The organism is Acetobacterium carbinolicum (genome assembly GCF_047456275.1).
Taxonomy (GTDB): Bacteria; Bacillota; Clostridia; order Eubacteriales; family Eubacteriaceae; genus Acetobacterium; species Acetobacterium carbinolicum.
In genome coordinates, this window is the sequence record NZ_CP173357.1 from 965,119 (window position 1) to 989,252 (window position 24,134).

Genomic DNA, 24,134 nt, shown 5'->3' on the forward strand with positions numbered 1-24,134 from the left:
GAGGCGGATTAGGATAAACCCAACCGCTTAATCAAATAGGGGATAGCCCGTTCAAAACAGACCCCATAGCGTTTTTCCTGCCTCAGTTCCACGGTTTTTAGAATACATTCTCTCGTATAATCCACCGCAATTTGGGTGGATTCTTTTAGATTGAAATCGTTTAGCAGGCCAGCAAGTAGGGTGCTTCCAAAGATATCGCCGGTGCCATGGAAATAATCCGTCACCCGTTCATTAAAAGCATAGTCAAAGGTCCCCGACGCGGTGTCATAGGTGGCGGCGCCCAACTGGTGCGGATTAAAAGAAATGCCGGTAACCACTACTTTTTTAGAACCCAGCTGGGACAGTCGGACCAGTAAGGCCTCCACATAATTTTGATCATAATCCTCTCCCACATAAGGTTCATCCAGCAGGAAGGCTGCTTCGGTGAGGTTGGGTACGATAATATCAGCCTTGGCACAGAGTTTGGTCATGCCTTTGGCCATTTCGGGGGTATAAATAGAATAAAGCTCACCATGGTCGGCCATTACCGGATCGACCAGAATCAAGTTTTTTTCAGACTGAAAGCGATCAAAGAGATTGGCAATCAGATCGATCTGATCAAATGAGCCTAAAAAGCCGCTATAGAGCGCGTCAAATTCAAGATTAAGGGATTGCCAGTGATCAGCAATGGGACGGATATCTTCAGTTAAATCACGGTAGGTGAAATTCTCAAACCCACCGGTATGGGTTGACAGAACGGCGGTGGGCAGAACGCTGGTGTCAATTCCGGCAGCAGAAATAATGGGTAGCGCCACGGTTAGCGAACATCGGCCGACGCAGGAAATATCATGAATAGCGGCAACCCGCTTTTGCTTAGTAATCATTTGTAACTCCTTATTTTAAATGAGCTTATTATATGTTAAAATTGAACCTATAAAAAGCGTCAGTTAATCAAAAAATGATGGGTTCAGGTAAGGAGATATGATGATTACAATACCATTTAAGAATAAGGGTGCCTTTCTTTATGTCGAAATATACGAATATCTCAAGCGGGAAATAACCGATGGTAATTTAAAATTTGGCGAGAAGCTGCCTTCAAAACGTAGCCTGGCCAGCCATTTGTCAGTGAGTGTGAATACGGTGGATGCAGCCTATGGGCAGCTGGTGGCTGAAGGTTACCTTGAGTCCAGTCCCAAAAGAGGATATTTTGTCTGCCAGATTGATACCTATTTACTGAAACAAAATAATCACGTGTCGGAAAAAAAGATAAAAAAACCAGAAACCAAGTCCGTTAAAATTGATTTTTCGCCCAATGCCATCGATCAACGTATTTTTCCTTATGAAGCCTTTCGTAAGATTTTTAAGGTTACCTTTAATGAATATGACAGTTACCTTTTAAATAAACCAGACCTTCAAGGTGAGTTGGAGCTTAGAAAAGCCCTGGTAGAGTTACTGTATCGCTCCCGGGGAGTACGCTGCAACGAAGATCAGATCATTATCGGTTCAGGAACCAGCCATCTGCTGCAAATCTTAGGTCTGCTCTGGGGAAAGAACAAATCGGTGGTGTTGGAGAATCCGGTTTATCTTAAAGCTTATCATATTTTTGAAAAAATGGGGAACCCGGTGATTTCCATCGATATTGATGAAAAGGGGATTCAAATCGAACCGATGAAGAAATTTTCGGATGTGGCCGTTTATGTGACCCCCTCCCACCAGTTTCCGTTGGGGATGAGTATGCCCATTGATCGACGCATCCGCTTACTTAATTTTGCCAATCAGGATCAGGGGAATTATATTATTGAAGATGATTATGATAGTGAATTTCGCTACAATGAAAAGCCGCTGCCCTCACTTCAGAGTATTGATAATAATGGTAAGGTGATTTACATTGGAACCTTTTCTAAATCGATTGCACCATCATTTCGGATTAGCTATATGGTATTGCCAGAAGCCTTGTTGAAGGCCTATCTTGAAATAGCGGATGCCATTAGTTCGCCAGTTTCCAGTTTGGAGCAAAAAATGATTGGTGCTTTTATTTCTGACGGTGTTTTTGAAAAGCATGTCAATAAAATGCGAAAAGTCTATAAGGGTAAACGGATCGTTCTGATGAATGCATTAAAGCAATGGGGTGATCGGGTCAAAATAACCGGTGAAAACGCCGGGCATCATCTGCTTGTACAGCTTGACAATGGTCTCACCGAAGAAGCTATGTATACCCGGGCCTTGGCTCAGGGCGTGCGAGTCTATCCGGTTTCACCCTATTTTATCCATGGTGCGGAAAATTATAAAAGCATGGTTTTGCTGGGGTATGGTTCGTTAACCGACAAACAGATTTATAGCGGGATTGGCATCTTAAAAGAAGCCTGGGATTTATAATCGGCTGACGATGCTGTTGATTAGATTTTAGATGAGGCAAAATATTTACTCTTTTTTTTAATATCCCAGCGTGGTAATATCAAATAAAAAGAGATAGGGGATTGAAAGTGGGAAATAAATGCAAACCCGTCAGAATGCACAGGATCATCCGACAAAATCGTTTTAGCGGCTTTACGTTGATGGAAATAATTGTTGTGATTGCTGTTTTAGGTGCCCTGGCAGCGATGGCGATTCCACAATTTACCGGTGTTCTCGAAAATTCTCAGAAAAAAACGGATGAGGCTAATCTCCGAATTATTGAAAGTGCCGTTGAGCTTTATCAGGCGGAAATTGGGGATATTCCAGCAGGGGTAGATACCTTTAATGAACTGGTGACGGAGCTTAATCGTGTTGGCTATCTAAAAAATTCGGAAGTAAAGGCGGCTACGAAGGGTGTCGTTTTCACCTATGATAGCGCTTTAAAAGAAATCAGTTTGACTGCCAGCCCCGGTGTATAGCGCCACTTTAATGAAAACGAGTGCAAAAAAAATGAAACGTGCAAATCGTCCATGTCTACGGAAAAAAGAGGGTTATACCTTGCTGGAATTACTGGTGTCACTCTCAATTTTGGCTCTACTCACGGTTACTCTGCTTGGCACAGGATTTAACAGTCGTGATGCGTTTAGCGATAGCGCCTACGATGCCGAGTGTGAAAAAATCCTGTATGCCTTGCTCCAGTATCAAAATGAAGCCATTATGGATGGCTATCGGCGCCAGGTTCGGTTTTTAGATGATGGGATGCGGGTCGTCTGGACAAAAAACGGGGTCAGTCAGACAGAGCAGATTGCAGTAAAAACGCTGCGGTTCACAGGCTCCTATACGGGTGCCACAGCCTTAAATTTGTATGGACATGGAACCGTGTCCCAGGGAGGAACAATAAATTTGACAAGTTTAAGCGGTGATGTCAAAAGAATTGTGGTGCAGGTTGGCAACGGGAGGATTTATTTAGATGAATCGTAGGTTCAAAATCGGACCAATTATAAAGGCGTCTAAAGGTTATACAATAATGGAAGCGATTATCGCCATTGCTGTTTGTGGGGCGGCCCTGGTGATGATTTTGGGTCTGTATGGGATGGCGATAAAAACAGAGATGGTATCAAAGGAGATTTTTTCACGATCGGTGGAAATAAATAGCATTGTCGACGAAATTAATATCAATTTAAAAGAGTATTCGACAACAAGTCTGAATGATCGGGTTAATTCTATTTTAATGAGCAGGTACCCGAATTATGAGTTGAAAAATGTCGTGCCGGATCATCAACCTAATTTATATACGCTTGAAATCGCACATACGAGTAAAAACAGTAGGGATAGGGTATTCTACATTAAAGTGTTCTGGAGGCAAGATGAGACGCCAGTCATTTAGAAAAGAAATGGATCCCTCTGGCTTCTCTCTGATTGAGCTGTTAACATCTTTAATGGTGATGTCTTTGTTGCTGGGGTTGCTACTATCGGGCTTGATTTATGCAAATACGATTAATAAAAAAGCCGAAACCAATCAAAAATTATTTTATACACAGCGATACATTGAGTTGTATTTTCAAAAACAGATTTTAAGATCAGAAAAAATAGTTTTTAAAAACAACCGCGTTTATCTTCAGGATCTTGAAAGCCCGGAAAGTTATTACAACTATTATCGTTACAGTAGTGGGTTTTTGAGACGCTATAAGGTCTATAAAAATGGCTTAACTTCGATCGGTTCTGGGGGTAATAGTCAATTTCTAGATGGTATTTCGTCTTTTTCGATGACCCTTGGCGCGAATCAGGAGATTGTTATAAAATACGGTTTAGTGGTTGAGGGATCAATTTACGATCGCGAAACGACGATTTCCCATGGAAGAATGGTGGAGTTTGTATGAATAAGCTAAGCGAAGATGGATTTGTGCTGCCCCTGGTTTTGGTCGTGATGGCATTATTAACAGCGGGTGCGGGTTATGCTTTAACCCGGGGAATGGTGGAACTGGAAGCCAATCGCTTGAATCAGGATTATCAGTTATGTATTGTGACGGCAAAAAATGCCATGGCGATTCTTCAGGCTGAGCTGGAGGAGGATGTCAATTATTCGGGTACTGGCGGGAAGAGTGCGGATGAGAACGGCGGTTATTATGAAATCCAGGTTTTTAAAACAGCAGAAAAATTGCGGTATGTGGAAATAAGTAGTGAATATAAGGCGTATCATATGAATTTCAGTGGTGAAATTGAGCTGGTAACGGAGGCGGTGCCGTCAGGTCAGATTGTTAGATTTAACTGGAAAATGGTGGGGGCGGTGTGAAAAAGAGAAAAAAGTTCTGGGCGATTGATCTGGGTGAAGCGTTAACAAAAATAGTCGTTGGTGAGATTGGTGCATCTGGTTGGGTCCAGATTGAAGGGTTTCGCATTGAAAAAACACCAGAACAGATTAGAAATATCGGCAATTCAGAAGAACAGTCGATGGTTAGGGGGTTTTTGCGTCATCTTTTAAAAGGCGCATGCCGTCATGATGACGTGATGTTGGTCATAAACCATAAAGAGATGCTAGTGGCTTCATTTACCTTTCCGATGATGACAATCAACGAGGTGGAAGAAGCAATCTATTGGCAATTGCAACTGCTTACATCAGAAAATCTGGAATTTTGGCGAATCGATTTTCAAGCGCGGGAGCGGACCCGGTGGTTTGAACATCTTGGTATTGATGAGACAAACTTGGATGTGCTGGGGGTTGCGGTAAAAAAAGATCTTTTGAGCCGGTATACAAAGCTATTTGGTAAAACCGGCTGCCGTTTAGCGTCGATTGTTCCACAGTTTTATACCTTCGACAGTCTGATTGATCCCAACGGGGATCAGCCAACACTTATTATTGATATGGGAAAAAGTGAGACCCGTTTCTTTTATTATTACCGCGCCGCATTGATCGAAAACCATCGGCTGGAGTTGGAAACAGGATGGGATGGAAAAACCTATTTGCGGGAAATTATTAAGGTAACGGAGCAAATTTTTGAATTTCCATTAGAGTATGAAAAAACCGGTATGAACGATATAAATGAAAATATTTATCTGATGGGAGGAGAAAGTCTTCATCGCGGCGTAATGGAGACGCTGTCAAAATGGCTAGATAAAAAAATCCGGCCCGTCGATGAGCTTTTGGATGAGAAAGAGGAACTGATTCTTCCCGGGAAAATGACCAAAGCCCAACGCTGCTTAATGACGCCCTGCGTGTGTGGATTAATCAAACAGGCGCAGTTGCGTGGTGGTTTGTTATGAAGTTAGAGATGAACTTATTACCAGTTGTTTCAGAAAGGAAAAAACAAAAGAAGCATACGCTAACAAAAGTTCAGATGATTTTTATCGGATTATTTATAGCAGTATTTATTATTTACGGAGCGTTGACTTGTTTGGATCTCCATTATCAGAAAGAGATTAAAAAGGTAGAGACACTGATTGAAAATAAATCTGATTATCAGGTGATTTATGCCAATCTTTCCCAGCAAAAAGAGCTGTTAAAACATCGCAGTCTCGTTTTGGAAGCCATCAACAAGGGAAAAGGACTACCGCTGCAAACGGTGGAGGAAATTCACAGGGTCCTACCGGCTGGGATAAAACTCTCCAATTATGAATTTCGGGATGGCCAACTGTCTGTCTCAGGTGAAGCAAAAAAGAAAGAAGAAATCCTGGAATTCAAAGAAAAACTTACGGGTCTGGAAATCTTTTTAGAAATTAACATGGTTAATACCAACACGAAAGAGGCGGTATCCACAATTAAGCCGGACGGGGAAGCCGGGTGGGAATTTACATTAAGTCTTCTAGTGGCGGAGGTTTAAGTGATGAATCAAAAGATGGAAAAACAATTAAGCGATAGAACCCCGGAAGCCCCAGAAGCACACCAAAAAAATAGCAAAACAAAGCTTCAGGAAGGGATTGTCGTAACGGCCCTATTGGTCATCTTCGTTACTTTACTGGTGATTCCTAAATACCAGGCCTACGGCGCAAGCAAGGCTGAACTTGAAAAAAGAGTACGCTATTATCAGGAATTGCCGGACCAAATGACGGAGGAAACCTATCTAAAAAAACTGGGTGAAATGAGTGAAGCGTTAAAGATAACCAACGATAGCCTGCCGGAAAGTTTAGATACGGTCAGTCTTTACGAAGCGGTTGCAAAAACAGCAGACACTGCTGAGGTAGGCCTCACTTCGCTGGAGTTTGGAGTGATCAAGCTTCAGATCGATGATCCTCTAGGCGCAAGAATTGCGCCGGAATTTACTGAAAATGAAGAAAAAACGATTCAAGGACCGGATGGAAAGTTTTTAGCGACTTGTGAATTTACGGTGGTTTGTACCGGTAATGATGAAACATTTATGGCATTTCTGGATCGATTAAATCAATCAATTCCAGTTATTCGTGTCATCAGCTATGAAATCAAGAAAGGCTCTGGGTCTGAAAAACAGATGCACCTGAGGCTCGAAAGCTATGGCGTGGTGCAAAATAACCAGGATAATCAGAGGACAGAAAAAACGTATCAGCCACAAGAAATGCTAGCGCCCTAAATACCGTGCGATTCGATAACAGAACCACAATTACCGTGCCGATCAATTGTTAATCTCTTTTTTGCCTTGATGCAAATAATAGGATGTAACAATTGTCGGTACGGTTTTATCAGTTGTTAAAACAAGTAGCTGGTATCAATTGGGGTGTTTAACAATCGTCTCAAGGCTTGCAGTAATGGTTAAGAAGATGCGGTGGAGAGCTTTGATTTCCTGGGGTGAGATGCCATTCAAAGCCGTATTAAGGGGCGCAAATAGTTTGGCATGGACAGTTTCCAGTTGATCAAAAATTGCTTGACCATCGGGGGTCAGGGTGAAGACCACTTCACGCACGTTGACCGCTGATTTTTCTTTTCTTATGAGTTCTTTTTCCAGTAGTTTGGAGCTGCACTTTGAAATAGCGCTTTTTGAAATTCCCAATTTATTAGCCAATTGGGTCAGATTGATGCCTGAAAATCGGCCGATCATTTCAAGGGCTTTCAGTTCAGAAGGATAGAGAGAATAGGAACCATCATTGACTGTAAAGGTTTGCGGTAAAACAAGAATATCCTGATAAAGAGCAGCAGAATCAATCATCAGTTTCTTGAGCGCATCAAGATCTACGGAAGAATCGGATTGTTCAGGTTTTTGAACCGTTGATTTTTCTTTTTTTTGAACCGAACCTTCTTTTTTTTCTTCCGCGGCACTTTTCTTTTTCGTCTCTTTTTTCGAATCTTTTGTTTCTTTGACGTCCAACTTCTTAGCTTTTTTCTCTTTTTTCAAAATGACACTCCTTTCAATACGAAATCTACCATTTAACAGGGTGAAGAATCCGATTCACCACGGTTACATATAATAATACCGAATTAACCAACGCATTGCAATAGAAACATGGCTTAGACGACCGATTTATTCAACTTTTTTAGATTGCATTTTAGATGTTTTTTAGTTAAAATACTAGTGTGGGTAGGACTGTTTATCCGATGGTTCTAAACCAGATTAGAAATAGGAGGAAGAGAATGAAAAAAAGATTGGGAGTATTGATGCTTACACTGGTTTTATTGGTTGTAAGTGTAGCCGGATGCAGTTCAGGAGCGCCATCAGGTAAAGCTGAGGTTACAAAGGTTGGTTTTATCTATGTTGGACCAGCAGATGATGGCGGTTGGTCACAAGCTCATGACAATGGCCGGGCAAAAATGGTAGAAAACTTAGACGGTAAGGTTGAAACCATCGTTAAAGAAAATGTACCAGAAGAAAAAAGCGCTGTTATTTCAACCATTAGAGATATGGTTGATCAGGGATGTACCATTATTTTTGGAACCAGCTATGGTTTTATGGATGGAATGGTTGAAGCAGCCGAAGAATTCCCTGATGTTAAATTTGAACACTGTTCAGGTTATATGACGTCTGATAATATGGGGACTTACTTTGGAAAAATTGAAGAACCACGTTACCTTTCCGGAATTGTCGCCGGCTTAACAACTAAGACGAATAAAATTGCTTATGTAGCAGCGATGCCAATTCCCGAAGTAATTCGTGGTATCAATGCCTTTGCATTGGGTGTAAAATCGGTAAATCCGGCAGCCACTGTTAATGTTTCCTGGACCAACACCTGGTATGATCCAACTGTTGAAAAAGCAGCCGCCGAAGCGCTGATCCAACAAGGTTGTGATGTAACCGCTCAGCATCAGGATTCAACAGCAACTATGGAAGCGGCTAAAGAAGCGGGTAAATTATCGATTGGTTATGATTTAAGTGCGGCACAAAGTATGCCAGAAGTCTATATGACGGCTCCACTTTGGGATTTTAGCGGTTATTATACCGATTCGGTTTCATCAGTCATTGACGGAACCTGGAAATCGCAGCAATACTGGGGTGGTATGACTGATGGGATCGTCCTACTGGATGAACTGACAACCTTGGCGCCAGGAACGGCTCAAGGTCAGATTGACACCGCTGAAGCCGCCATTAAATCAGGTGAGCTGGTAATTTTTGCGGGCGAATTAAAAGATCAGAGCGGCACTGTAAAAGTACCGGTTGGAACTACTCTGACAGATGAAGCGCAGTTAAGCATGGACTGGTTTGTTGATAATGTTGTTGGTAGTTTAAAATAATATAAATGGGTTAACGGACAGAGTCTTCTGACTCTGTCCGCTATTTTTAGTAAAGGTGAAAGCATGAATAATGATTATGTGGTTAAAATGGAAAACATCACAAAGGTTTTTGGTAAGGTCAAAGCCCTGGATCATGTGGAATTTTCATTAAAAAAGGGAGAAGTGCATGCCATCTTAGGAGAGAACGGAGCGGGCAAAAGTTCACTGATGAATGTTCTAAATGGCATTTATATGCCGGATGAAGGGCAGATCGAAGTGAAGGGCCAACGTGTTAGTATCAGTTCCCCCAAGATTGCCCTGGACTTGGGAATTGGGATGTTGCCTCAGCACTACAAGTTGGTCGATGCTTTTTCAGCAATGGAAAATGTGGCCGCCGGCAGTCGTAAAACAACCCCTTTTTTAAATAAGAAAAAGATTTTAGATGAGATGGGGAAATTGATTGCCCAATTGGGAATGGACATTAATCCCAATAAAAAGGTCTATGAAATGTCGGTTGCCGAAAAGCAGAGTCTGGAAATCTTCAAAGTCCTGTATCGGGGGGCTGATATTCTAATATTGGATGAACCCACGGCAGTACTGACTCCCCAGGAAATTAAGAATCTCTTTGAAATTGTTAAGAAGATGGTGGCAACAGGCTGTTCAGTGATTATTATTACTCATAAACTAGAAGAGGTTATGGAAATCAGCGATCGGATTACCATTATGCGTAAGGGCACGACCATTCAAACAGTTAATAAAGCAGAAACCACGCCGCAGGAACTGGCCGGGATGATGGTTGGCGATATGATGGAGCTTAATGTTCCCTATGTTGCGGTAAAACGGGGAGAAAAGGCGCTGGAAGTGAAAGATATCACCGCCATCGATCGAAATAAGGTCAATATTCTTGATCACGTCAGTTTTGACCTCTATGCTGGGGAAATTCTCGGCGTCGCCGGCATTGCCGGTAGCGGCCAGAAAGAACTATGTGAGAGTATCGCTGGTCTTTATCATATCAAATCCGGTGAGATTATTTTTGAAGGCGAAAACATCGTCGGCAAGAATCCCGAAAAAATCAGTCAGATGGGAATTAGTCTGAGCTTCGTTCCTGAGGACCGTTTAGGAATGGGTCTGGTTTCTTCGATGGATATTATTGATAATGTTTTATTAAAAGATTACCGCAACAAAAAAGGGCTGGGAATTTCTCGGGTTGTTTCCCGGGACAAGGCCGAAGCCCTGGTTGAACGCCTTAACGTGTCCACCCCCGCGATTGAAAATCATGCCGTCAGTTTGCTCTCTGGCGGGAATATTCAAAAGGTCTTGTTGGGTCGGGAAATTGAACTGGAACCGAAACTGATGGTGACGGCTTACGCCACCAGAGGTCTGGATGTAGGTTCTTCTCAAATTATTTATGAGCTGCTCAATGAGCAAAAAGTTAAAATGAAACCGATCATTTATGTGGGCGAGGATTTGGACGTTCTGATGAGTCTTTGTGATCGCATTTTAGTTATTTGTGAAGGTCGGGTAACAGGGATTGTGGATCCGCGAAAAACCACCAAAGAAGCCATTGGATTAATGATGTCCGGGGTTATTAGTGAAGGAGAACAAGCATGCTCCATATCGTAAAGAAAGATCTTCCCAAAACCCGGGAAAAAATAGTTGTTCGGCTGTCGGCTGTATTAGCAGCGTTGGCCTTGGCCTCAATCCTTGTTCTGGTTGCCGGAGCCAATCCCTTTGAGTTATATCTTGGGATTATTCAGGGCTGTTTTGGCTCGGTGTATCGTTTTGCTGCCACGATCGAGAAAATGGTACCGCTGCTGGTGCTCTCTTTGGGGGTAATGGTTGCCTTTAAAATGCGCTTTTGGAATATCGGTGCTGAAGGTCAGTTTCTGATGGGGGCAGTCGGAACCACATTGGTAGTCCGGCTACTGCCGGATCTGCCGCTACCAATTATGCTGATGTTGATGAGTGTCGTTTCTTTTTTATTTGGCGCCGTTTGGCTGATGGTTCCAGCTTTTTTAAAAGCCCGTTTTGGAACCAATGAAACGCTGTTTACGCTGATGTTAAACTATATCGCGTTAACACTGGTAACTGCATTGCAATACGATTTCTGGAAGGATCCGGCAGCCAGTGGGATGCCTAAAATAGCTAATCTTCCTCCCAATGCTTTACTACCCGGTGTCAGTGGTTTTAATTTAAGTATCTTGATGGCAGTTATTATTGTTCTGGCGATGTATTATTTTATGAACCGATCAAAAATCGGATTTGAAATTGCTGTTTTGGGCGAAAGTGAAAATACCGCCCGATACATCGGTATTAATGTCACTAAAACCATTATGATCGCCGCTCTTGTTAGCGGCGGTTTATGCGGTGTGGTCGGGATGATGCAAACCACGGGTGTCAGCGGGGCGTTATCAACTCAAATCACTGGCGGTTTGGGTTTCACAGCCATTATCGTAGCCTGGCTTTCAGGACTCAAGGTGCCCTTTGTAGTCGTTAATTCCTTTGCCTTTGCGGTATTGTTGCAGGGTGCCTCGTATATTCAAACCGCCTTCCAGATTCCCGGTTCGGTGGCAGAAATGATTCAGGCGATCATTCTGTTTTTTATTTTGGGCAGCGAGTTTATCTTGCAGTACCGCTTTGTTTCCGATAAAAATAAACGTGAGGTGGCATAATGGAATTTGTTTTTTTCTTAACGGCTGCGGTTAAGGCCGGAACCTGTTTGCTTTATGCGACTCTGGGAGAAATTATTTCAGAAAAAGTTGGCCACCTTAATCTTGGGGTGGAAGGGATGATGCAAATGGGGGCGGTGGTTGGTTTTATTGCCGGGTTTACCTTTGGCAATCCCTACATCGCGGTGCTCTGCGCAGCCATTGCCGGGGCCTGCGGGGCTCTGATTTATGGCTTTCTGACGATTAGCTTAAAGGCTAATCAGGTAGTTACCGGGCTGACGCTTAGTATTTTTGGGGTTGGCTTTGCCGCCTTCTTTGGCAAGAACTTTGTCGGGAAAAAAGTGCCGGAAGCGATTACCACATTTTTTGCGCCGATCAAGCTGCCGGTTTTGGGGGATATTCCATACGTTGGTCAGATCTTTTTTAACCAAAGTGTTTATGTTTATTTTTCTTATCTACTGGTGATTGCCATTTATGTTTACCTTTATAAAACCAAGTGGGGCTTAAATACCCGGATGGTTGGTGAAAATCCGGTCGCGGCTGACGCCAGCGGAATTCCCGTGGATAAGTATAAATATTTTAATATTGCCCTTTGTGGGGCACTGTGTGGCCTGGGTGGAGCCTTTTTATCCCTGGTTTACATCAGTATTTATCCGGTTAATGTCGTCAGCGGACGAGGGTGGATTGCGGTAGCACTGGTTATCTTTGCGATGTGGAATCCCGGCAAAGCTTTATTGGGGGCCTATTTCTTTGGCGCTTTGGATATTGCCAGTTTTTGGCTCCAGCAATATACCCTGCCAGTTTCAATTTACTTCTTCACGGCCCTGCCTTATTTGGCAACAGTATTTGTTTTGATCTTTACCTCGATGCGAAAGAGCAGCAACAAAAAAGAACCAGCCTGGCTGGGTAAAAACTATTTCAAGGAAGACCGATAAAAAGAAAAGACCGTCTTATATAAGACCGTTGAATAAATTGCCGTACCGATCAATTTTAATCTATTGTTCGCCCCGATGCGTACAATCAGATTAATAATTGTCGGTACTGCGTTGGTACGATGTTTATAGTTTAACCGTCTTATATAAGACGGTTCTTTTGTAAACAAATCTGTCTTTGCAATAGAGACAGGTGTTAACACAACTAAACCATTTAAAAATCCCAGGACAATGCTTTATGGTTTTAAATTGAAAAAACTATGATATAATAGAGGTTAAGATTTTAAAGGAGCCGAGAAAATGAAGGAATTAATTTGCAAAACAGAGAATATGCACCAGTACCCCATTATCATCGAAAAAGGCATTAAAGGGCGGCTGGCCCAAATGAAGGCGCTCTTTTCCCAGTATCACAAGGTGGTGATTATCACCGATAAAAATGTAGCAAAAGAGTATTTAAGCGATGTGGAACGTCAGGTTCGTCAGGCTGGTCCCAAGGTTTACAGCATTGTCATTCCTCCAGGCGAGGCAAGCAAGTGCCTGTCGCAAACCGCCGAAATATATGACGAACTGGTTAAATGTAATATCACCCGCAGTGATGCTATTTTAACCCTGGGCGGTGGCGTCGTTGGGGATTTGGGCGGTTTTTGCGCGGCAACCTATCTCCGCGGCATTGATTTGATCCAGGTACCGACATCATTGTTGGCACAGGTTGACAGCAGTGTCGGCGGAAAAGTCGGGATTGATCTAGATTATGGCAAAAATCTGGTCGGTGCTTTTCATCAGCCTAAAGCCGTTATCATTGACCCCTTATTTTTAGAAACCCTTGAAGATCATTATATGATTGATGGTATGGCCGAGGTCATCAAGTACGGTTGTATCAGTAGTGCCCCGCTTTTTGTCAAACTGATGGGGTATGCCTATTATGAGGATTTGGTTGAAGATATGGAAGAGATCATTGCCAAATGCTGTCAGATTAAACGGGATGTGGTTCAGACTGATGAGCATGAACAGGGACTGCGGCGGATTCTAAATTTTGGCCATACCATCGGCCATGTAGTGGAATCTTATTTTAAATTTAAAAAATATTCCCACGGTGAAGCGGTTGCCATTGGGATGGCACAGATCACGAAGAAAACGGTAGCAGAAGGGATCAGTCAGAAGGACACCTACACGAATATTATCGAAATCCTGGAGAATTACGGGTTGCCCACTGAGCTTCCCAAAATGCCTCTGGACAAGGTTCAGGAAATCTTGTTTACGGACAAAAAGTTTGAGAATGACTCGCTTTACATTTGTGCCCTGGAAAAAATCGGCAAGGCTCAAATTGTCAAAATTCAAAAACCCCAGGCCATCGAACTGTTTCGATAATAACTGAAATAAATAGAGCGATAACCCCGTAGCGATACGGGTTAACCGGTTGTAAAAATAATCGCTACTGAGTTATTGATTGTCTATTTGCCAAGTGAAAAAAGTAAAAATAGAAAATTGTGAGGAAGAAAATGAGAAAGATTGAGATTACACCAAGACAATTAACGGGCAGTTTGGAAATACCGCCTTCGAAAAGTGTCAGCCACCGGGCGATTATTATGGCGGGGCTGGCTAAGGGAGAAAGCGTGATTTCTAATGTGCTGATGTCTCAGGATATGATTGTTACCTGTGAGGCGATGGAAGCATTAGGGACAAGCATTTCTTATCATGAAGAACAAAACGGGCGGTTTACACTAACAATTAAGGGCTGCGATCCGCTGGTACTTGGGAAGGAGACCATCGAGTGCAATGAGTCAGGATCAACGCTGCGATTTATTATCCCGATTTTGCTGCTCCAGCCTAAACGGGTGGTGATTACCGGAAAGGGTCGTCTGGTTACCCGGCCGATGAAGCCCTATTATGATCTATTTGAAGAAAAATCAATTCATTATGAGCATTTAAATAAACAACAGGATCTACCTCTGGCAGTAGAAGGAACTCTGACTCCCGGCAGCTATCAAATTGATGGCGGGGTAAGTTCACAGTTTATTACCGGCTTACTTTTTGCCCTGCCCTTGCTTTCTGGCGATTCGGTTATTGAAGTTACATCAAAACTGGAGTCAAAACCCTATCTTGATATTACCCTGGACATGCTGAAGCACTTTGGGATTGAGATTGTCAATGACAATGACCGGCGGTTTTTGATTAAGGGAAATCAGGCCTATCGACCTTGTCATTACCGGGTCGAAGGTGATTTTTCTCAGGGCGCGTTCTGGCTGGCAGCGGGTGCCATTGGTGAAAAGATGGACTGCAAGGATCTTGATCTTTCTTCTTTTCAGGGGGACAAGGTAATGGTTGATCTGATAAAACAAATGGGTGGTGAAATCAGTGCTAAAGCTGATGGCCTGGTGGTAAAAAAATCAACCACTCATGGAATTGTTATCGATGTCTCTCAGTGTCCGGATCTGGTTCCGATTCTGGCGGTGTTAGGCAGCTTGAGTGTGGGCACCACCACCATAATAAATGGTGAGCGACTGCGCTTTAAGGAGTCGGATCGGTTGATGGCGATTGCTTTAGAGCTTAATAACCTGGGCGGAAATATTGAAGAAACCGCCGATGGACTGATAATTCACGGGGTCGAAGGCTTCACTGGGGGCCAGGTTAAGAGTCATAATGACCATCGAATTGCGATGGCTTTAGCGATCGCTAGCATTCGGGCCTCAGGAAAGATCGTTCTGGACGGTGCCGAAGCAGTCAATAAATCCTATCCGCATTTCTGGGAAGACTTTAAAGCGGTAGGAGGTGAGTGGATTGGGCTCGACGTGGGGAAATAAATTTAAGCTTTCGATTTTTGGTGAATCCCATGGCAATGGGATTGGTGCGGTCATTGATGGACTCCCCGCCGGAATTAAAATTGATCTGGAGCGGGTTCAGAGTGAGCTGAACCGCCGGGCTGCCCGGGGAAACCCGCTGGCGACACCCCGAAAAGAGGGGGATCAAATTGAAGTGCTGAGTGGCATTTTTAATGGCAAAACGACCGGCGCACCATTAGCGGGATTGATCCGCAACGAAAATACCCGTTCCGGAGATTATGCAAAAACCAAAGATTTGATGCGCCCAGGTCATGCCGACTATGCCGCCAACGCCCGTTATGGTGGCTTCCAGGATTATCGCGGCGGCGGTCACTTTTCCGGCCGGCTGACGGCCCCTCTGGTTTTTGCCGGGGCCATTGCCAAAGAGATGTTAAGCGTAATTTGTCCAGAGCTGGGAATCGGAAGCCGGATTGTATCAATTGGTGAGGTAAAAGATACCCCGATTGAGGATTGGAAGGTCTATCAAACCCTAATCAGGGGTTTTAAAAATCCCGCTTTCCCCCTTTATCATGCCAATCTGGAAGAAGCAATGAAACAGGCAATCATTGCAGCAATGGAAGATGAGGATTCGGTGGGTGGTTTGGTGGAAGGCTTTATCACTGGCCTGGAGCCGGGGATTGGCAATCCTTTTTTTGAATCCATTGAAAGTCGTCTATCGGCCTTACTCTTTTCTATTCCCGCCGTAAAAGGCGTAACCTTTGGGGCTGGTTTTGAAATGGTCAGCCTGCGAGGTTCCCAAACTAATGATGGCCTGCGCATCAATAACGGACAAATTGAGACCTTAACCAACCACAACGGGGGCATCAACGGTGGTATTTCCAATGGAATGCCAATTGTTTTTCAGGTCGCCTTTAAACCGACGCCTTCAATTGGCAAAGAACAGCAGACCATTAATCTGGCCAATCGAAACAACGCGACCTTAAAAATTCAGGGGCGTCACGATCCCTGCATTGTGATCAGGGCTTTTCCCGTGGTAGAAGCCGCCACCGCCATCTGTTTGGCAGATTTTTTACTTTAGGAGATAAGATTGAAAACATTAGATGAAATTAGAAATAAAATCGATCAGATCGATGCGCAGATGCGGGTCCTTTTTGAGCAGAGAATGGATTGCATCCAGGCTGTGGCTGAATATAAATACAATAATAATGGTAATATATTCGACCAGAGTCGGGAAGAAAAAATGCTGCAAAAAAATCTGGAGCAGCTGAAAAATAAGAACTACGATAAAGAATATGAACGTTTTTTAGAGGAAATTCTGATCTCCAGTAAGGATTATCAGAAGGATTATATACAAAAAAAAGAAACGCTGAAAAGAGGCGAGTAATCATGGATACCGGAATGCTTATTATTGTTCTGGTTATTGTCATTCCCGGATATGTTATCGTTAAACGTCTGGCTAACACCTTCTATTCAGATAATCCCAAGCTGGAAGAAGAAACAGAAAGGCGCTATGGATTTCAACGTCTGGAAAATGAAATAATCGAAAAGGCGAAAGAAAAAGAAATAAGTGAAACTCAGGTTAAACATAGCGACCATCAGCGAAAAAAAAGAAAACGTGTCCAAATCCCAAAAAAAGTGGATGCGGCAGTCGTAATAAAATATCGCCAAAGGGTTAAGAATGAAAAGTTAACTAAAGAAAACATTAAGCAGAAGTGAGTAAAACGCTTATTTTTAGCCCTATTTGAGTGTGATTGGGTGGTCGCTAAAAATAATTTGATAATCCTCAAAAAATAGCTTTAATAATGGCATACAATTTTATATAATAGTTACAATTATTTTTTTGGAGATGAGAATTGTTGATGCATAAAAATGCGTTCAGAAAGTAGAAGGAAAGATGAAAAAGTTTAATAAAGTATTAATCGCTAATCGAGGAGAAATTGCCATCCGGATCATTCGGGCCTGTCAGGAGCTTGGCATTCATACCGTGGCCATTTACGCGCAGGAAGATAAACTGTCTCTTTTTAGAACCAAGGCCGACGAGGCTTATCTGATTACTGGCACGAATGGTCCGGTGGAAGCTTATCTGGATATGGATAAAATCATCACCCTGGCCAAGAAAAAAGAGGTTGATGCGATTCATCCTGGTTACGGTTTTCTGGCTGAAAACCCGCTTTTTGCTAAACGCTGTGAAGAGGAAGGGATCGTCTTTATCGGACCAACGCACGAAATGATGGAAAAAATGGGTGACAAGATTCAATCGAAAATCGTCGCCAAAAGTGTGAAGGTCCCCACGATTCCCGGTGTTGAAAAACCAATCACCTCCGATTCGGAAGCCCTGGAGTTCGCACAGAAAGCCGGCTATCCGATCATTTTAAAAGCAGCTGCAGGCGGCGGTGGTCGGGGGATGCGAATCGTCCGGGACGAAAAAGATCTCTTAAAAGAGTTCCATTCAGCAACCAGTGAAGCAACCAAAGCCTTTGGTGATGGGACTATTTTTGTCGAAAAATATTTAGAAGAACCGAAACATATTGAAGTGCAGATTCTGGGTGACAACCATGGGAATGTGGTGCATCTTTTTGAACGGGATTGCTCGATTCAAAGACGACACCAGAAAATCGTTGAATTTACCCCCTCCTTAAGTATCAATGAAGAACAACGTCAGGCGATCTGTAAGGACGCCATTAAACTGGCTAAAGAAGTAAACTACCGTAATGCCGGGACCATTGAGTTTCTGGTCGATAAAAAAGGCGACCATTATTTTATCGAAATGAATCCTCGGATTCAGGTCGAACATACCGTTACTGAATTGGTCACCGGAATTGATCTGGTGCAGTCTCAAATTTTAATTGCCCAGGGCTTACCGCTCGACTCCGAAGAAATTGGTATTTCCAGTCAGGCGTCAATAGAGACGAGGGGAACAGCCATCCAATGTCGGATCACGACTGAAGATCCGAACAATCATTTTATGCCGGATACGGGCCGATTGGATGTTTATCGAACCGGTAGTGGTTTTGGGATTCGCCTTGACGGTGGCAATGGCTTTACTGGCGCAGTAATCACGCCCTATTATGACAGTTTGCTGGTCAAGAGTACCTCTTTTTCCAGAAACTTTGAAGATGCCCGTCGTAAAGCGTTGCGCGCGCTGAAAGAAATGACAATTGAAGGGGTTCAAACCAATAAGGATTTTCTCATCAACGTGCTTCAGCACCCCACCTTTATTGAAGGAAACTGTGACACCAAGTTCATTGATGATCACCCAGAACTGTTTGAGATTGAAGATCAGAAAAGTGAAGCGTCCAGTTTGCTCAAATACTTCGGGAATATTATTGTCAATGAAACCTTTGGAAATAAACCGGATTATGATGAGCCCTATATCCCGGCTATTCCGGTCGATACCGAATTTCGGGGTAGTAAACAGATCCTTGATGAGCAGGGGCCAGATGGTCTGGTAAAGTGGATCAAAGACCAGGAGAAACTGCTGCTGGTTGATACCACCTTCCGGGATGCCCATCAGTCTATCGCTGCCACCCGAGTACGAAGCCGGGATATGATCAAAATCGCCCGGGAAACCGCAGCCCTGGCACCGGATCTCTTTGCCCTGGAAATGTGGGGCGGCGCAACCTTTGATGTGGCCTACCGTTTCTTAAAAGAATCGCCCTGGCGACGGCTTGATGAACTGCGCAAGCGAGTTCCCAATATTTTGTTTCAGATGCTTTTGCGGGGTGCCAATGCTGTCGGTTACAAAAATTACCCAGATAACGTGATCCGCGCCTTTGTTCAGGAAGCGGCCAAAAGTGGGATTGACATTTTCCGTATTTTTGATTCACTCAACTGGATGGATGGGATGAAGATTTCCATTGAGGAGGTTTTAAAAACGGATAAGATTGCTGAAGTCAGCATCTGCTACACAGGGGATATTTTAGACACTTCGAGAACCAAATATAATCTCGATTACTATCTGAGAATGGCCCGGGAGATCGAAAAAACCGGAGCCCATATTCTGGCGATTAAAGATATGTCTGGTTTACTAAAACCGGGAGCCGCCTATAAGCTGGTAGAAGCCTTAAAACAGGAGGTTAGCCTACCCATCCATCTTCACACCCATGATACAACGGGTAATGGGGTGGCCACAGTGCTCTTTGGACAGATGGCCGGGGTCGATATTGCCGATGCAGCGCTAAACGGGCTCAGTGGTTTAACTTCTCAGCCGGCCCTGAACTCGATTGTGGCAGCCCTAAAAAATACCCCAAGAGATACGGGACTAAATGAAGATGAGCTCCAGATTTTATCGGATTATTGGGGCAGCACCCGTCAGGTTTATAGTAAGTTTGAATCTGAAATGAAATCCGGCTCCACTGAAATTTATAAGTTGGAAATACCGGGAGGTCAATACTCAAACCTTCGGGCCCAGGTGGAAAGTTTTGGTTTGGGCCATAAATTTCGGGAGGTTAAAGAGAAATACATGGAAGCGAACCTGATGCTGGGTGATATTGTCAAGGTGACACCCTCATCAAAAACGGTTGGTGATTTAGCCATCTTTATGGTTCAGAACAACTTAACCGCTGATAATATTAAAACAAAGGGAAAAGAACTATCTTATCCCGATTCGGTCGTTGATTTTTACAAGGGCATGATCGGACAGCCAGAAGGTGGATTTGATCCTGAGCTTCAAAAAATTGTCTTAAAGGGCATAGAACCGATCACAGTTCGTCCCGGGATTCTGCTTCCTGACGAAGATTTTGGTAAAATAAAAAAAGACTTCCATGAAGAATTTGGTGTTGAACTGGACGATCGGGAAGTGTTAAGTGTTGCTCTATATCCCAAGGTAATGAAAGAATATATGGAATTCATTCAGGAATACGGTGATTACATGCGAATGGAAAGCCACGCCTTCTTCTACGGTTTAAAGGTCGGAGAAATCGTCGATGTGGAGGTATCCAAAGGAAAACGATTTGTCATCAAATTAGTCAACATCGGCGTACCTAATGATGAGGGCATGTGCCCAGTACGATTTGAAGTGGATGGGTTCCGTCGTGAAATCTATGTTGAAGATAAGCGCAGCCTCTCGGCCAAGCAAAAGGTCACCATGCTAAAGGCTGATCCTAAAAACACTAAACAGATCGGCTCAGGTATTCCTGGAACTGTTCTAAAAGTATTGGTTAACGAAGGAGAAGACGTCAAAAAGAATCAGGCTCTGGTTATTGTTGAAGCCATGAAAATGGAAACCGAAATGGTCGCCAGCGAAGACGGCAAGGTTAAACGGATCTATGTATCGGATGGACAAAGCGTCGAGTCCGGCGAACTGATCGTCGAAATGGAATAAGAGACTCTATTATAATAGGAAGTTAATTAAAAAAGAAGTGATCACCGCTATTTGGTGGTCACTTCTTTAAATCTAGGTACAAGTCGTACCGACAATTGTTACATCATGTTGTACGCATCGGGGCGAACACGGCGTAGCCTGTCCGATCGCGTAGCGAACAACAGATTAACAATTGGTCGGTACGCAGTGGCACGACAACCTAAAAGAAGTGATCACCATTATTTGGATGATCACTTCTTTTTTTAAATTTGCTATATCACGGTGAGTGAAACCGGGAGACTGACGGCGGTTACCGGCAGACAACCGGCTTTGGTATTAGTGATTTCGACATAGTAGTAGGTGGTTCCAGCCGGACTGGCGGTATCGGCCGCAAAGGTCTTATCAGTAGCACCATCAACTGCTTTGCCATCGGCATTGACGGCCACGGAGCTTTCAAACCACTGGTAGGTGAGGACACCGCCATCATTGACAGTGGCAGCTACTCTAAAAGAAGCTGTTGCTATCTCAGACTTAGGTGCGCCGAGGGCAGCCTGAGCAGTGCGGGTAGCCTGAGCCAAACTGGTTGCCACTGCGATGTCACTCAGTTGTGAAATACTGGTTGGTTGTTCCGTGATCGTTGGTATTTCAGCTAATGTTGTTACGATAACCGGTTCTGTTTCACCGGTTTCAGGATCGGCGGGATCAGGTGTTACTGGTAGGACTGCGGGATCGATACTGGTCACGACAGTACCCGCTAAGACGGTGACCGGATCAGCATTTTCAGAAGAGATCACACAGTTATAATAGACAGTACCCGGGGTTGCGGATGCCGGGGGATCATAAATTGGACCTGTAACCTCTGGTAGTGGGGTTTCGACATCACCGATGCGATAAGACCACTGGTAGGTTAAGGTCTTATCATCAGTAACATCAGCTTCCACAAAAACAGGAGCAGGATCTTCATTTAAATAAACACGTTGGGAGGATAGTTCCGAGCTGGCGGTAATTACCGGTTGGGCCAGGACCGTGAGGGTGATTAAGGCCTGGGTGTTATTCAGGTTGACATAGCCAGCAGGCATTACCAAAGTGCCGGTATAGATTGTTTCACCAATTTTTTTCGTGTCCACGGTATTGGGGGACCAGGTTACTGAACAGGGAAAAAGTTCACTGCCATAACCCTGGGCGATGACCACAACCGGCAGGGAGTAACTGCTGTCATAGGCAATGGTTTGTGCAATATTGTTATTGACGGTGTTGATGGTATTAATCATAGTCACAGCGGTGACATTGGTTTTGACTGTAATTTTACAGGTATCAGTTTTATTCCCATCCTGAGTTCGGGCAGTGATGGTGGTTTCGCCATTAGAAACTGGTGTGACCACCCCATTGGTGACGGTGGCAACCGCGTTATTAGACGTTTCCCAAATGATGGTTTGATTGGTCGCATTTTTGGGAAAAATAACGGTGTTCAGTTTTAAAGTATTACCCATAATCACATCTGCTTCAACCGGTGTTACCTGGATTGCTTCCACCGAAATATTTACAGGTGGGCTCGGTGGGGTTGGTGGGGTTGGGCTTGGCGGATTTGGTGGGGTTGGAGGGATAAACGGGGTATCGTGAATCGTATCAATGACCGACCCGGAATCGCTTGAACCGGAATACCAGGTGCCGCTGGACCCGCCAGAGGAACTACTATCGGCGACTCGGTTGGTATTGGTTGATACAGCTAATGAACCATTGGTATCACTGACAACCGGCTTGGTGGTAATATAAACGACCTCCGGGGTAACGGTCCCGGTAATGTACAGTACATCGTTGGTGGTGGCACTGGTAACACTGCCTTCACCGGTTATCTCAATCCGGGTTTCTGTGGCCAGAGAGGCAATTACGGCATTGTTGCCAAGTGTAATGCTGGTTCCTTCACCAGTAGTGGTTAACAACACGGTTCCCACATTGGCATTAAGGGTGAGAATAACCTTCGATTCAGCCACGATTTTATCAACCACCGCATTGGCTACAAGGGTTGATCCACCGGCATTGGTGCCGAATCCAATTAGTTTGGATGGTGTGTTAAGAATAATGTCGCTGGCGCCCCGGGCCTGAATGTTTTCAATGGTACCATTTTCCTGGGTGGTGATGGATGTCCGGGCAGCGGCTTTCTCAACGTTTAGGGTCTTTACCTTACTTTGATTGTCAACAACGATGTTGGCCGCTGCTCTGGCGGTCAGCGTTTCAACGGTTGCTTCGCCAAGTAAAACAATTTTTACCCCGGGTTTCTCAAGAATGATGTTCTGGTAGGCGCCACCATCCAGGTAAATGGTGTCACCTCCTTTTACCAGTAATTCGCCTTGTACGGCTGCGTTGGTCAGCCGAATTTCGCCATCGGCAACCGCATCAGTAACGGTTAGATTACCGGTAAAGGTGGCATTTTCGATGTTGACATCAGAAACCTTAATCTCTCCGTTTTGATAGGTTGCTGTTTCGTTGTAGGTACCCGCCACGGTATAGTTTTTCATTTCGCTTCCTTCTTGGTTGCAGCTACGAACAAACAAAATGGCGGTCAGAAGAATTAGTAGGATGATAATAATGGAAATAATCGAGTTCTTTTTCATGACATTCCTTCCCTTTTCATTTATTTAATTTAAAATGTAATCATAAGTGCTCAGATTTGTTCTAAGTGTAATAATACTAGCACAAATTATGGTTGTTGTAAATAGCTTGTAACGAAGATGTAAAAGAAAATTGAATTTGTAAATAAAAACAGAACATCTTTCAACGATGCTTAGCAGATTCCCAAATACAGGGCTTTATTGGCTGAGATTATTTTTGAAAAGATCGCCTTTATGGATGCATTTTTTAAAGGATTAAACACGTGAATAACGATAAAGTATGCAATTGATTTGGATATAAATACAACTTTCGTATTTCGACTGGTTTTGTAATTGCGCATGGCAAATTATTGTGGTATGATCAATTAAAATTAAAAATTTGAAGGCATAAATGCCTTTAAAGCTAAACCGTCAAAGCGTTTTAACTGGGTTATGCCAAGAAAAGTCTCCTTTTATCAACAGGGCGACAATTTGGAACAATTCAGAATTATCGTTACAGATGAAAACAACAGATTGTTATAATTTTTAAAGAAGAAAGGGTATACGAATGAAAATTGAAGTAAAGCAAGAAAGTGATATTTTTCTAGTTGAACTAGAAGGCCGAATGGATACCAATACCTCCCCTGAGTTTCAAAAAGAAATGGAGCCGTATTATACTAAACAAGGATTTAAGATGATTCTGAATTTTGATAAGCTGGATTTTGTCAGCAGTGCCGGATTAAGAGTGTTACTGCTGATTCAAAAAAAATCCAAGGCACTTGATGGTAGTCTGGTGATTAAAAACGTCAAGCCGGAAATCCAGGAAGTATTTGATATGACCGGGTTTTCAGATATTTTGACCATCGAATAAGGGTGTGAA

General features: G+C 43.5%; 23 protein-coding genes. 20 read left to right on the forward strand and 3 right to left on the reverse strand.

Annotated features, from left to right (window positions below; genetic code table 11):
- Window positions 1–8 precede the first annotated feature (8 nt).
- Entirely contained in the window at window positions 9–860 is an 852-nt protein-coding gene (locus tag ACIZ62_RS04550; protein WP_414151837.1) for a pyridoxamine kinase, read from the reverse strand.
- Between the two features lie 103 nt (window positions 861–963).
- On the opposite strand from ACIZ62_RS04550, the gene ACIZ62_RS04555 reads away from it, so the two are divergent.
- From ACIZ62_RS04555 to ACIZ62_RS04595, 9 genes are all read left to right on the forward strand, one after another.
- Complete coding sequence (locus ACIZ62_RS04555) at window positions 964–2,355, forward strand: PLP-dependent aminotransferase family protein (RefSeq protein ID WP_414151319.1); 1,392 nt, start codon at window positions 964–966, stop codon at window positions 2,353–2,355.
- Window positions 2,356–2,462: 107 nt separating this feature from the next.
- A complete protein-coding gene (locus tag ACIZ62_RS04560) occupies window positions 2,463–2,852 on the forward strand; it encodes a competence type IV pilus major pilin ComGC (RefSeq protein WP_414151320.1) in 390 nt (129 codons plus the stop codon).
- A gap of 31 nt (window positions 2,853–2,883) precedes the next feature.
- Window positions 2,884–3,354, forward strand: a complete 471-nt coding sequence (locus ACIZ62_RS04565; RefSeq protein ID WP_414151321.1) for a prepilin-type N-terminal cleavage/methylation domain-containing protein — start codon at window positions 2,884–2,886, stop codon at window positions 3,352–3,354.
- Window positions 3,344–3,760, forward strand: coding sequence for a hypothetical protein (locus ACIZ62_RS04570; RefSeq protein ID WP_414151322.1), 417 nt, complete (start codon window positions 3,344–3,346; stop codon window positions 3,758–3,760). The genes ACIZ62_RS04565 and ACIZ62_RS04570 overlap by 11 nt, the downstream gene beginning before the upstream one ends.
- Window positions 3,741–4,253, forward strand: coding sequence for a prepilin-type N-terminal cleavage/methylation domain-containing protein (locus tag ACIZ62_RS04575; protein WP_414151323.1), 513 nt, complete (start codon window positions 3,741–3,743; stop codon window positions 4,251–4,253). The genes ACIZ62_RS04570 and ACIZ62_RS04575 overlap by 20 nt, the downstream gene beginning before the upstream one ends.
- The gene (locus ACIZ62_RS04580) at window positions 4,250–4,666 is read left to right on the forward strand and encodes a hypothetical protein (protein WP_414151324.1); all 417 of its coding nucleotides are present in this window, start codon (window positions 4,250–4,252) and stop codon (window positions 4,664–4,666) included. The genes ACIZ62_RS04575 and ACIZ62_RS04580 overlap by 4 nt, the downstream gene beginning before the upstream one ends.
- Window positions 4,663–5,634, forward strand: a complete 972-nt coding sequence (gene pilM / locus ACIZ62_RS04585; protein ID WP_414151325.1) for a type IV pilus biogenesis protein PilM — start codon at window positions 4,663–4,665, stop codon at window positions 5,632–5,634. The genes ACIZ62_RS04580 and pilM overlap by 4 nt, the downstream gene beginning before the upstream one ends.
- A complete protein-coding gene (locus ACIZ62_RS04590; RefSeq protein WP_111887758.1) occupies window positions 5,631–6,191 on the forward strand; it encodes a PilN domain-containing protein in 561 nt (186 codons plus the stop codon). Before pilM ends, ACIZ62_RS04590 begins: the two co-directional genes overlap by 4 nt.
- A gap of 3 nt (window positions 6,192–6,194) precedes the next feature.
- On the forward strand, window positions 6,195–6,914 hold the full coding sequence (locus ACIZ62_RS04595) for a hypothetical protein (RefSeq protein ID WP_414151326.1): 720 nt from the start codon (window positions 6,195–6,197) through the stop codon (window positions 6,912–6,914).
- 135 nt (window positions 6,915–7,049) lie between these two features.
- Here ACIZ62_RS04595 and ACIZ62_RS04600 read toward each other — a convergent pair whose 3' ends face one another.
- The gene (locus ACIZ62_RS04600) at window positions 7,050–7,673 is read right to left on the reverse strand and encodes a MarR family winged helix-turn-helix transcriptional regulator (RefSeq protein ID WP_162624466.1); all 624 of its coding nucleotides are present in this window, start codon (window positions 7,671–7,673) and stop codon (window positions 7,050–7,052) included.
- Window positions 7,674–7,909: 236 nt separating this feature from the next.
- On the opposite strand from ACIZ62_RS04600, the gene ACIZ62_RS04605 reads away from it, so the two are divergent.
- The 10 genes from ACIZ62_RS04605 to ACIZ62_RS04650 all read left to right on the forward strand — a co-directional run bounded on the left by ACIZ62_RS04605 (window position 7,910) and on the right by ACIZ62_RS04650 (window position 20,687).
- On the forward strand, window positions 7,910–9,004 hold the full coding sequence (locus ACIZ62_RS04605; RefSeq protein ID WP_414151327.1) for a BMP family ABC transporter substrate-binding protein: 1,095 nt from the start codon (window positions 7,910–7,912) through the stop codon (window positions 9,002–9,004).
- Between the two features lie 63 nt (window positions 9,005–9,067).
- Window positions 9,068–10,606, forward strand: a complete 1,539-nt coding sequence (locus tag ACIZ62_RS04610) for an ABC transporter ATP-binding protein (RefSeq protein ID WP_111887754.1) — start codon at window positions 9,068–9,070, stop codon at window positions 10,604–10,606.
- A complete protein-coding gene (locus ACIZ62_RS04615) occupies window positions 10,591–11,655 on the forward strand; it encodes an ABC transporter permease (RefSeq protein ID WP_322519301.1) in 1,065 nt (354 codons plus the stop codon). Before ACIZ62_RS04610 ends, ACIZ62_RS04615 begins: the two co-directional genes overlap by 16 nt.
- Window positions 11,655–12,587: an ABC transporter permease gene (locus tag ACIZ62_RS04620; RefSeq protein ID WP_414151328.1), complete on the forward strand. Its 933-nt coding sequence runs from the start codon at window positions 11,655–11,657 to the stop codon at window positions 12,585–12,587. Before ACIZ62_RS04615 ends, ACIZ62_RS04620 begins: the two co-directional genes overlap by 1 nt.
- Before the next feature lie 297 nt (window positions 12,588–12,884).
- The gene (aroB, locus tag ACIZ62_RS04625; protein ID WP_111887751.1) at window positions 12,885–13,952 is read left to right on the forward strand and encodes a 3-dehydroquinate synthase; all 1,068 of its coding nucleotides are present in this window, start codon (window positions 12,885–12,887) and stop codon (window positions 13,950–13,952) included.
- Between the two features lie 131 nt (window positions 13,953–14,083).
- On the forward strand, window positions 14,084–15,385 hold the full coding sequence (gene aroA / locus ACIZ62_RS04630) for a 3-phosphoshikimate 1-carboxyvinyltransferase (RefSeq protein ID WP_414151329.1): 1,302 nt from the start codon (window positions 14,084–14,086) through the stop codon (window positions 15,383–15,385).
- Window positions 15,363–16,442: a chorismate synthase gene (gene aroC, locus ACIZ62_RS04635; protein ID WP_414151330.1), complete on the forward strand. Its 1,080-nt coding sequence runs from the start codon at window positions 15,363–15,365 to the stop codon at window positions 16,440–16,442. The genes aroA and aroC overlap by 23 nt, the downstream gene beginning before the upstream one ends.
- A 9-nt stretch (window positions 16,443–16,451) precedes the next feature.
- Window positions 16,452–16,748, forward strand: a complete 297-nt coding sequence (locus tag ACIZ62_RS04640) for a chorismate mutase (protein ID WP_111887748.1) — start codon at window positions 16,452–16,454, stop codon at window positions 16,746–16,748.
- Window positions 16,749–16,750: 2 nt separating this feature from the next.
- Window positions 16,751–17,080, forward strand: coding sequence for a hypothetical protein (locus ACIZ62_RS04645; protein ID WP_111887747.1), 330 nt, complete (start codon window positions 16,751–16,753; stop codon window positions 17,078–17,080).
- Between the two features lie 178 nt (window positions 17,081–17,258).
- Window positions 17,259–20,687 carry a pyruvate carboxylase gene (locus tag ACIZ62_RS04650; protein ID WP_414151331.1) on the forward strand — a complete coding sequence of 1,143 codons (3,429 nt, stop codon included), beginning with the start codon at window positions 17,259–17,261 and terminating at the stop codon, window positions 20,685–20,687.
- Window positions 20,688–20,938: 251 nt separating this feature from the next.
- On the opposite strand, the gene ACIZ62_RS04655 is transcribed toward ACIZ62_RS04650, so the two are convergent.
- Window positions 20,939–23,278 (reverse strand): Ig-like domain-containing protein, encoded by a 2,340-nt coding sequence (locus tag ACIZ62_RS04655; RefSeq protein WP_414151332.1) that lies wholly within the window; start codon window positions 23,276–23,278, stop codon window positions 20,939–20,941.
- Window positions 23,279–23,822: 544 nt separating this feature from the next.
- On the opposite strand from ACIZ62_RS04655, the gene ACIZ62_RS04660 reads away from it, so the two are divergent.
- Window positions 23,823–24,125, forward strand: coding sequence for an STAS domain-containing protein (locus ACIZ62_RS04660; RefSeq protein ID WP_111887744.1), 303 nt, complete (start codon window positions 23,823–23,825; stop codon window positions 24,123–24,125).
- The last annotated feature ends 9 nt before the right edge of the window (window positions 24,126–24,134 follow it).